The organism is Pseudescherichia vulneris (assembly GCF_902164725.1).
GTDB lineage: Bacteria > Pseudomonadota > Gammaproteobacteria > Enterobacterales > Enterobacteriaceae > Pseudescherichia > Pseudescherichia vulneris.
In genome coordinates, this window is sequence record NZ_LR607338.1 from 1,466,087 (window position 1) to 1,468,017 (window position 1,931).

2 protein-coding genes are annotated in these 1,931 nt (G+C 54.2%); both read left to right on the plus strand.

Annotated features, from left to right (window positions below; all coding sequences use genetic code 11):
• Positions 1 to 75: 75 nt before the first annotated feature.
• Complete coding sequence (gene astE, locus FN633_RS06080; RefSeq protein ID WP_154057098.1) at positions 76 to 1,044, plus strand: succinylglutamate desuccinylase; 969 nt, start codon at positions 76 to 78, stop codon at positions 1,042 to 1,044.
• 305 nt (positions 1,045 to 1,349) lie between these two features.
• Positions 1,350 to 1,829 carry an ATP-independent periplasmic protein-refolding chaperone Spy gene (spy, locus tag FN633_RS06085; protein ID WP_042392989.1) on the plus strand — a complete coding sequence of 160 codons (480 nt, stop codon included), beginning with the start codon at positions 1,350 to 1,352 and terminating at the stop codon, positions 1,827 to 1,829.
• Positions 1,830 to 1,931: the final 102 nt, after the last annotated feature.

Genomic DNA, 1,931 nt, shown 5'->3' on the forward strand with positions numbered 1-1,931 from the left:
GGGAAGCGTTAGACCAGCTGTCTCAACTGCTGGATCTTGGCTCAGTCTACGCTTTCCAGCGCTAAGGGAGACGCTATGCACAATTTTCTCGCTTTAACGCTGGCCGGGACCCATCCTGAACGGATGCAAGGTGACACTGTCACCTTTAGCTGGCGCTGGCACGGTGAGGGATTGCTGGAGCTAACGCCGCATCAGCCGGTGGAGCGTGCCCTGGTACTCTCGGTGGGGATCCATGGGAATGAAACCGCGCCGGTAGAGCTCGTCGATGGCTTGCTGACCGCGTTGTTCACCGGTTCACTGGCACTAAGCTGGCGCATGCTGGTGGTGCTGGGCAACCCCGAGGCGCTGCGTACGAACCGGCGCTATCTGCATGTCGATCTCAACCGTTTGTTTGGCCAGCGCTGGCAGCATTATCCCCCCAGTCTGGAGACCGAACGCGCAGCGCAGCTTGAGCAGGCCATGGAGCGCTTCTTTACTGACGGCAAGACAGAGACGCGCTGGCATCTCGATCTGCATACTGCGATACGCGGCTCGCATCACCCGCGCTTTGGTGTTTTACCCGCCCGTAAAACGCCGTGGGATGAATCCTTCCTGCACTGGCTGGAAGAGGCGGGGCTGGAGGCGCTGGTCTTTCACCAGTCGCCGGGCGGCACCTTTACCCACTTTAGCTGCGAGCGCTTTAACGCCCTGGCCTGCACCCTTGAGCTGGGAAAAGCGCTTCCCTTTGGCGAGAACGATCTTAGCCAGTTCGCCGTGACCCGAGATGCGCTGGCGGCCCTGCTCAGCGATACGCCGTGGATGAGTCAGCATGCGCCAGTGCTGCGCTATCGCGTTGCCCAGCAGATTACCCGTCACGGAGAGGGTTTTCGACTCTGCATGCCTGACCAGACAATCAACTTCACCCCGTTCAGCGCCGGTACGCTGCTGGCAGAAGAGGGCGAAACGCGTTACGTGGTACAACACGAGACGGAATATGTCTTATTTCCGAACCCAAATGTCGCACCTGGCCTGCGGGCAGGTTTAATGCTGGTGCGGATGGCGTAGCGAGAGAGAAATAGAAAGAAAGCCCAGGACATTATTGCAGACTATTCTTACCAAACTGCTTTATTAATAATCGCTGGAGGAGTATGCTCCTCCATATTGCCTTCAAAATCATCCGCTTGAATATTTTTGCTACACCTCTCCATCTTTTTTCCATATTGTCTTCACAATTGCGCAGAAACTGTTTTTTATACTTTCACTGTTTTACCGTTGCACTGATTAATTGACGAAAAAGGTCGTAAAGTTAATCTCGTCAACACGGCAACGTGCCGTAAGTAAGAATAACTGAAAAAAGAAGGATGAAGACTATGCGTAAATTAACCGCTCTGTTTGTTGCCTCTACCCTGGCGTTCGGCGCTGCTAACCTGGCTCACGCTGCCGAAACCACAGCTGCACCGGACAACGGCGCAGCGATGCACCATAAAGGCAAAATGGGTCCGCATCACGACATGATGTTTAAAGACCTCAACCTGACCGACGCGCAGAAGCAGCAGATCCGTGAGATCATGAAGAGCCAGCGTGACCAGATGAAGCGTCCGTCTCTGGACGAGCGCCGCGCCACCCATAGCATCATCGCCAGCGACACCTTCGACAAGGCAAAAGCCGAAGCGCAGATCGACAAAATGGCCGAGCAGAACAAAGCCCGTATGCTGGCGCATATGGAAACCCAGAACAAAATCTACAACATCCTGACGCCAGAGCAGAAAAAACAGTTTAATGCGAATTTTGAGAAGCGTCTGACAGAACGTAAAGCACCAGAAGGTAAAATGCCTGAACCTGCTGAGTAACTCAGCACACTTTCTTAAGACCGCCGGTCTTGCTCACATCCCCCCATCGGGCTGTGGGCAAGGCCGGCGGTTTTTTCATTTTGAAAAGACTGTGAATTCTGC

Coding starts and splice junctions, on each gene's coding strand:
- astE (WP_154057098.1), top strand. CDS start 76: ATGCACAATTTTCTCGCTTTAACGCTGGCCGGGACCCATCCTGAACGG.
- spy (WP_042392989.1), top strand. CDS start 1,350: ATGCGTAAATTAACCGCTCTGTTTGTTGCCTCTACCCTGGCGTTCGGC.